This is a genomic window from Cupriavidus sp. SK-3 (assembly GCF_000611145.1).
Taxonomy (GTDB): domain Bacteria; phylum Pseudomonadota; class Gammaproteobacteria; order Burkholderiales; family Burkholderiaceae; genus Cupriavidus.
The window spans coordinates 177-7,967 of the sequence record NZ_JFJV02000295.1 but is presented as its reverse complement, the minus strand read 5'-3'; the positions used below and the strand labels follow the sequence as shown (position 1 = coordinate 7,967).

The following is a 7,791-nucleotide window of genomic DNA, read 5'->3' as shown; positions in this document are numbered from 1 at the left end:
GCGGGCCGGTGTTTCATAGGGTCAGGCGTCGCGCAGCGCGGCCATGATGCGATCGGCGTGCTGGCTGAGGATTTCCGGATCCTGCATGTCGGTGCCGTGGCCGCGCAGCGTGCGGTCGGCATAGCGGGGCACGATGTGGAAATGCACGTGCGGGACGGTCTGGCCCGCGGCGCTGCCGTTGAACTGGCCGATCGAGATGCCGTCCGGCCTGAAGGCGGCGCGCACCGCGCGGGCTACGCGCTTGGTGGTGCGGATGGCGGCTTCGGCGCCGGCGTCGGAGAGGTCGAAGATCTCCGCGGCCGGTTCCTTGGTCACCACCAGTACGTGCCCGTCGGACTGGGGCATGATGTCCATGAAGGCAACGGTGTCGGCGTCTTCGTACACCTTGTTGCAAGGCAATTCGCCACGCAGGATGCGGGCGAAGATATTGTTGGGATCGTACACGGTGCTCCTGATTGGTCTTGTCTTGATCTTGTCTTGATCTTGTCTTGGTATTGGCTTGGCCCTGGCGCTTGGCGGTCGCGCCATGGCCGCGTTATGGCCTTACGCAAACGTCAAGTTTAACGCAGGGGCCTCGCACGAAACAGCCCCTGGCCGACACATCACATATTGCGCCGGTACTGTCCCCCCACCTCGAACAGCGCATGGGTGATCTGCCCCAGCGAGCACACGCGCACCGCATCCATCAGCACCGCGAACACATTGTCGTTGTCGATCACGGCCTGGCGCAGGCGCTGCAGCGTCGCAGGCGCCGCATCCGCATGGCGCGCATGGAAATCCGCCAGCCGCGCGAGTTGCCCCTGCTTCTCCTCTTCGCTGGAGCGCGCCAGTTCGAGCGTCTGCGTGGCGGGCTCGCCGTTGGGATTGCGGAACGTGTTGACGCCGATGATGGGCAGCGTGCCGTCATGCTTGCGCTGCTCGTAGTACAGCGACTCCTCCTGGATCTTGCCGCGCTGGTAGCCGGTCTCCATCGCCCCCAGCACGCCGCCGCGCTCGGCGATGCGCTCGAACTCCTGCATCACCGCTTCCTCGACCAGATCGGTCAGCTCGTCGATCAGGAAGCTGCCCTGGTTGGGGTTCTCGCATCTGGCCACGCCCCATTCGCGGTTGATGATGAGCTGGATCGCCAGCGCGCGGCGCACCGATTCGCCGGTGGGCGTGGTGATGGCTTCGTCGTAGGCGTTGGTGTGCAGCGAATTGCAGTTGTCGTAGATCGCGATCAGCGCCTGCAGCGTGGTGCGGATATCGTTGAAGTCGATCTCCTGCGCATGCAGCGAGCGGCCGGACGTCTGGATGTGGTACTTGAGCTTCTGGCTGCGTTCGTTGGCGCCGTATTTGTCACGCATCGTCACGGCCCAGATACGGCGCGCCACGCGGCCCATCACGCTGTATTCCGGGTCCATGCCGTTGGAGAAGAAGAACGACAGGTTGGGCGCGAAATCGTCGATATGCATGCCGCGCGCGAGATACGCCTCCACATAGGTGAAGCCGTTGGACAACGTGAATGCCAGTTGCGAGATGGGGTTCGCGCCGGCCTCCGCGATGTGATAGCCGGAAATCGACACCGAGTAGAAATTGCGCACCTGGTGATGCACGAAGTAGGCCTGGATATCGCCCATCACCTTGAGCGAGAACTCGGTGGAGAAGATGCAGGTGTTCTGCCCCTGGTCTTCCTTGAGGATGTCGGCCTGCACCGTGCCGCGCACGTTCTGCAGCACCCAGGCGCGGATCTTGGCCTCCTCGTCGCTGGTGGGATCGCGGCCGTTGTCGGCGCGGAACTTGTCGAGCTGCTGGTCAATGGCGGTGTTCATGAACATCGCCAGGATGGTGGGCGCGGGACCGTTGATGGTCATCGACACGGAGGTCGACGGGCTGGTCAGGTCGAAGCCGTCGTACAGCACCTTCATGTCGTCGAGCGTGGCGATCGACACACCCGAATTGCCGACCTTGCCGTAGATATCCGGGCGCGTATGCGGATCCTCGCCGTACAGCGTGACCGAGTCGAAGGCGGTGGACAGGCGCTTGGCATCCATGCCCTCGGAGACCAGCTTGAAACGGCGGTTGGTGCGGAAGGCATCGCCCTCGCCCGCGAACATGCGGGTGGGATCTTCGTTCTCGCGCTTGAAGGCGAACACGCCGGCGGTATAGGGGAAGCTGCCGGGCACGTTCTCGCGCATCAGCCAGCTGAGCACTTCGCCATCGTCTTCGAAGCGAGGCAGCACCACCTTGCGCACCGTAGTGCCGGACAAGGTGGTGGTCGTGAGCGTGGTGCGGATTTCCTTGTCGCGGATCTTCACCACGTACTCATCGCCGCTATAGGCCTTGCGCATCTCCGGCCACATCGCCAGCAGCTTGCGCTCCTGCGCGCCCAGCGCGGCGTCGCGCTCCGCGGCGAGCGCCTGCAGCGCTTCGCCGGCATCGCCCGACATTGGCTCCGGCGCGGCCAGCAGCATGCGGCGCGCCTCGCGCAGTTGCTGGCGCTCGCGCGCCAGCCGGCTTTGCGCGTCCACGCGGCGGTGGTAAGCGCGCATGGTGTCGGCAATCTCCGCCAGGTAGCGGTTGCGCGCCGGCGGCACGATCACGTTCTGCCCGGTGGAGATGCGTCCGCCCAGCAGCGGCAGCACGCCAGCCGGCGCGCGCATGCCGCGCGCGCACAGCGCTTCGCGCAGGCCCTGGTAGAGCATGGTGACGCCGTCGTCGTTGAAGCGAGACGCCTGGGTGCCGTACACCGGCATCTCCTCGGGCTTTGCATGCCACTGCTCGCGGTTGCGCTGCACCTGCTTGGCCACGTCGCGCCACGCGTCGCGCGCGCCCTTGCGGTCGAACTTGTTGATGGCGACGAAGTCGGCGAAGTCCAGCATGTCGATCTTCTCGAGCTGGCTGGCGGCGCCGAACTCGGGCGTCATCACGTACAGCGACAGGTCCGCATGCGGCACGATGGCCGCATCGCCCTGGCCGATGCCCGAGGTCTCGACAATGATCAGGTCGAAGCCGCTCACCTTGCACGCTGCCAGCACATCCGGGAGCGCCTGCGAAATCTCGGAGCCGGCCTCGCGCGTGGCCAGCGAGCGCATGAAGATGTTCGGATGATTGATCGCATTCATGCGGATGCGGTCGCCCAGCAACGCACCGCCGGATTTGCGGCGCGAGGGATCGATCGAGATCACCGCGATCGACAGCGCATCCTGCTGGTCCAGCCGGATGCGGCGGATCAGTTCATCGGTCAGCGAGGACTTGCCGGCGCCGCCGGTGCCGGTGATGCCCAGCACGGGCGTCCTGACCTTTGCCGCTTCGGCGCGCAACGCATCGGCCAGCGACAGTTCCGCCTTGCCGTTTTCCAGCGCGGTGATCACTTGCGCGAGCGCACGGCGGTCGCCGCCCTTCACCGCGTCGAGCGTGGTCGGCGCATAGCGCGCGAGGTCGATATCGCAGCGCTGCACCATGTCGGCGATCATGCCCGCCAGGCCCAGGCGCTGGCCGTCTTCCGGGCTGAAGATGCGCGCCACGCCATAGGCTTGCAGTTCGCGGATCTCGTCCGGCACGATCACGCCCCCGCCGCCGCCGAATAGCTGGATGTGCCCGCCGCCACGCTGGCGCAGCAGGTCGATCATGTACTTGAAGTACTCGACGTGCCCGCCCTGGTAGCTGGAAATGGCGATGCCCTGCACGTCTTCCTGCAGAGCCGCACTGACCACTTCCTGCACCGAGCGGTTATGCCCCAGATGGATTACCTCGCAGCCTGAGGATTGCAGGATGCGCCGCATGATGTTGATGGAGGCATCGTGGCCGTCGAACAGCGAGGCCGCGGTGACGAAGCGCACTTTGTTGACGGGGCCTTTCGGTCCCTGCGCCTGATGGGAAACGCCGGGTTGGGCGCCCTTCTGCACATCGGAAAGATCGGTCATTTGTCTCCACCATGTTCGGTGTTCTGGCTGCTCGCTTGACGCCCATGTCTGCCGCTCTGGAGGCGGCTCGGATCCCGCATGCGAGCGGTCTGGCTGGCGCCGCCCCGGCGGCTTGATTATATGACGTTTACGTTAACGGAAATCAAGCCTGGGACACCCTGCTTGCCGCGCGGCAAGGGCTGCCATGACGAACATCCTCGCACAGTTGGCGAGGCGGTGTGATGGATTCTGAGAGGGAAAACGGGCGGGGCGGCGGCATCCGCGGCGCGCGCAAGCGGCCTCGGGCTCCGTGGGCGGGCCGGGAACCGGCGCGCCCGTTGCCGGCCGGCGCGGGGCCACTCGCCCGCGCCAGCCAGCCTGCATCACGTCAGAAACCCGGCTCCGGGCACTCGCCCGCGCCGTTGCCCCGGCGCTCGGCAAACCGGCGCTTCAGCGCGCCAGTCATCCCGCCCAGCCAGCGCCACCACAGGGGGGCGGCCGACTCGGCGAGCGTGAAGCGCGCGCTTTCGCTCTCGCCCGACAGCCATACCGTCGCGCCGGCCGGCAGCGCGTACACGGCGCCCGGCAGCAGCCAGATATCGGCGTGATGGCCCTCCAGTGTCAGCCACAGGCGCCCTTCCAGCACCTTGACGCTCTGCCCTTCGGGGGCGCGCCAGCGCACCGGCCGGCCGGGTTCATCCAGTTCGAAGATCCGTAGTTCGCGCATTTCGCCACTCCTTTCTGCATTGCGGTGATGTCTCGTGCCGCCCGGCCTGGCCGGTGCCGGCACCCTCCTCCGCATGCCTTCCATTATTCACAGCGGCCACTACAATCCCATGAACAGTTGCGAACAGTTTTCCATGCACTGTTCAGTAGTTTTTCCTGACACTTTGCAAGCGCACCCGTCATGAAGCTGACCCTAGTCCCCGCCACCGGCGTGCCCCTGACCGACCAGATCGTCAACGAGGTCAAGACCTGGATCAGCACGCGCGAGGTGCGTCCCGGCGCCCGCCTGCCATCGATCCGCCAACTGGCGGCGGAGCATGGCATCAGCCGTTTCCCGGTGATCGAGGCCTATGACCGGCTGGTGTCGCAGGGCCTGCTCGACTCCCGCCACGGCTCGGGCTTCTTCGTCGCGGACAGCCCGCTGCTGGCGCGCGCCGCCAATGGCTGGTCGGACCCGAAGCTGGCCGAGGACCTGTCGGACCATATCCTGGAGCAGTTCAATCACCCCAGCGCCACCCTCAAGCTGGCGGGCGGCTTCGTGCCCGAGACCTGGCGCGACCTGGACGGGCTGACCCAGGCGATCCGCCAGGTCTCGCGCACCGACGTCTGCAGCGTGATCCATTACGCCACGCCGATGGGCCTTCCGGAACTGCGCCAGCATGTGCTGACCCGCGTGCGGCAACTCGGCATCGCCGCCGAACTGCCGCAGGTACTGATCACCACCGGCGCCAGCCAGGCGCTGGACCTGGTGGTGCGCCGCCTGCTCAAGCCAGGCGACACGGTATTCGTGGAAGACCCCGGCTACTACAACCTGTTCGGCCTGCTGCGCCTGCACGGCGTGCGGCTGGTAGGCGTGCCGCAAACCCGCAATGGCCCGGACCCGGACGCCGCGGAGGCGTTGCTGCGCGAGCACAAGCCCAAGCTGTTCTTTACCAACAGCGTGCTGCAGAACCCGACCGGCTCGACCCTGGCGCCGCCGGTGGCATTCCGCCTGCTCGAACTGGCACGGCGGCATGGCTTCCGCTTTGTCGAGGACGATATCTTCTCGGACTTCCAGACCCACTTCACCGATCGCCTGGCCACGCTGGACCAGCTCGAACATGTGATCTATATCGGCGGTTTTTCCAAGACGGTGTCGGCCTCGCTGCGGATCGGCTACCTGGTAGCCGACAAGGCGCTGGTGAAGGAACTGGTGGACGTGAAGGTGCTGACCAGCGTGGCTGGCTCACATTTCGCGGAAGCCGTCACCACGGCCTTGCTGGAGCGCGGCGCCTATCGCAAATACATGGAACGGCTGCGCCTGCGGGTGCGGCAGGCCACCGCCGGCGCGGTGCGGCGCCTGGGCGAATTTGGCTGGGAGGTGTTTTGCGAACCGGCGGGGGGCAATTTCCTATGGGCACGCGCACGCGGGATCGATGATTCGCGCGAACTGGTGACGCTCGCGGAACGGCACGGCGTGACGCTGGCGCCCGGCAATTACTTCCGGCCGGGTGGCGAGACCTCGGCCTGGATCCGCATCAACTCCGCGTTTGTCGAGGAGCCACGCGCACTGGCCTTCCTGCGGGAGGCCGGCGCGCGCGAACGGTAACGGGGGCGGCGTCAGCCGCCGTGCAGCACCGCGTTGCGGCGCGCGTAGAGGAAGTAGATGGCCAGCCCGATCGCCAGCCAGCTGGTGAACGCGATCCAGGTCAGTGCCTGCAGGTGAGCCATCAGGAACAGGCAGAAGCCCACGGACAGCAGCGGCACCACCGGCACACCGGGGCAGCGGAAAGCGCGCGGCAGGTCCGGCCGGGTCTTGCGCAGCACCAGCACCGCCACCGAGATCAGCGTGAAGGCCGACAACGTGCCGATATTGATCAGCTCCGCCAGCACGTTGAGCGGCACGAACGCCGCGATAAACGCGAACACGATGCCCACCGTCCAGGTGGCGAAGAACGGCGTGGCATGCACGGGATGCACCTTCGACAAGCGCTCCGGCAGCAGGCCGTCGCGCGACATGGCGAAGATGATGCGCGTCTGCCCGAAGGTCATCACCAGGATCACCGTGGTCATGCCCAGGATGGCGCCCAGATCGACGAAGCCCGCCACCCAGTTCTGCCCGGCGTACTGCAGCGCAAGCGAGACCGGGTGATCGATGCCGGCGAACTTGGCGAAGGGCACGATGCCCGTCATGATAGCCGCCACCGTCACGTACAGCACGGTGCACACGGCCAGCGAGCCGATGATGCCGATTGGCAGGTCGCGGCGCGGGTTGCGGACTTCCTCGGCGGCCGAGGTGACGGCGTCGAAGCCAATGAAGGCGAAGAACACCAGCGCCGCGGCATTGAAGATGCCGTCCAGCCCGAAGGGCGCGAACGGATGCCAGTTGGCCGGCTTGACGTGCCACACGCCCACCGCGATGAAGAGCAGCACCACTGCGATCTTGATGGCCACCATCACGTTGTTAAGGCGCGTGGACTCGCGCACGCCATAGGACACTACCCACGTAATGGCCAGCATGATCAGCGCGGCAGGCAGGTTGAACAGCGTCCGCACACCCGGCACCGCGCCCGGCGCCGCGGTGAGCATGGCCGGCAGGTGCAGGCCGAAGCCCGCCATCAGCGACTGGAAGTAACCCGACCAGCCCACGGACACCGCCGAGGTCGCCAGGCCGTATTCGAGCAGCAGGTCCCACCCGATCATCCACGCCACGATCTCGCCGAGGGTGGCGTAGCTGTAGGTGTAGATGGAGCCGGAGACGGGGATCGCCGAAGCGAACTCGGCGTAGCACAGCGCGGCGAACCCGCACGCCAGCGCCGCGATGACGAAGGACACGGTCAGCGCGGGCCCGGCGGTGAGCGCGCCGGTGCCGGTGAGCACGAAGATGCCGGTGCCGATGATGGCGCCAATGCCCATCAGGATCAGGTCCACCGGGCCGAGCACTTTTTTGAGGCCGTCGTCGCGGGCGGCGGCCAACATGGCCTCGATGTTCTTGGTGCGGAACAGACTCATCGGCGGGTACTCCTGGCGCGCTGGGCGGCTTTGAAAAGCGGCGTATTTTAGCGCGGTGGGGTGGGCGGAGTCGTCACTTTCGGGTTGGATGCTGTTTCTTTGGGCGGTGATGGCATTTGGGCGGTGATGGCTCTTGCACCCAACAGCTGTACGACGTTCCCCTGCGGGGTTGGTCGCTGTTTCTTTGAGT

The 7,791-nt window shown here is 66.2% G+C and carries 5 protein-coding genes; 1 reads left to right on the top strand and 4 read right to left on the bottom strand.

Features of this window, described 5'->3' with window-relative positions:
* Positions 1-21: 21 nt before the first annotated feature.
* The 3 genes from CF70_RS32855 to CF70_RS32845 form a co-directional block, all read right to left on the bottom strand.
* On the bottom strand, positions 22-444 hold the full coding sequence (locus CF70_RS32855; RefSeq protein WP_081862471.1) for an HIT family protein: 423 nt from the start codon (positions 442-444) through the stop codon (positions 22-24).
* Positions 445-602: 158 nt separating this feature from the next.
* Positions 603-3,905, bottom strand: coding sequence for a fused isobutyryl-CoA mutase/GTPase IcmF (gene icmF / locus CF70_RS32850; protein WP_035875764.1), 3,303 nt, complete (start codon positions 3,903-3,905; stop codon positions 603-605).
* A gap of 367 nt (positions 3,906-4,272) precedes the next feature.
* Positions 4,273-4,611 carry a DUF2917 domain-containing protein gene (locus CF70_RS32845; protein WP_035875762.1) on the bottom strand — a complete coding sequence of 113 codons (339 nt, stop codon included), beginning with the start codon at positions 4,609-4,611 and terminating at the stop codon, positions 4,273-4,275.
* Between the two features lie 180 nt (positions 4,612-4,791).
* Between CF70_RS32845 and CF70_RS32840 the strand changes: the two genes are divergently transcribed.
* Positions 4,792-6,198 carry a PLP-dependent aminotransferase family protein gene (locus CF70_RS32840; RefSeq protein WP_035875760.1) on the top strand — a complete coding sequence of 469 codons (1,407 nt, stop codon included), beginning with the start codon at positions 4,792-4,794 and terminating at the stop codon, positions 6,196-6,198.
* A gap of 11 nt (positions 6,199-6,209) precedes the next feature.
* Here CF70_RS32840 and CF70_RS32835 read toward each other — a convergent pair whose 3' ends face one another.
* On the bottom strand, positions 6,210-7,601 hold the full coding sequence (locus CF70_RS32835; RefSeq protein ID WP_035875758.1) for an amino acid permease: 1,392 nt from the start codon (positions 7,599-7,601) through the stop codon (positions 6,210-6,212).
* Positions 7,602-7,791 lie beyond the last annotated feature (190 nt).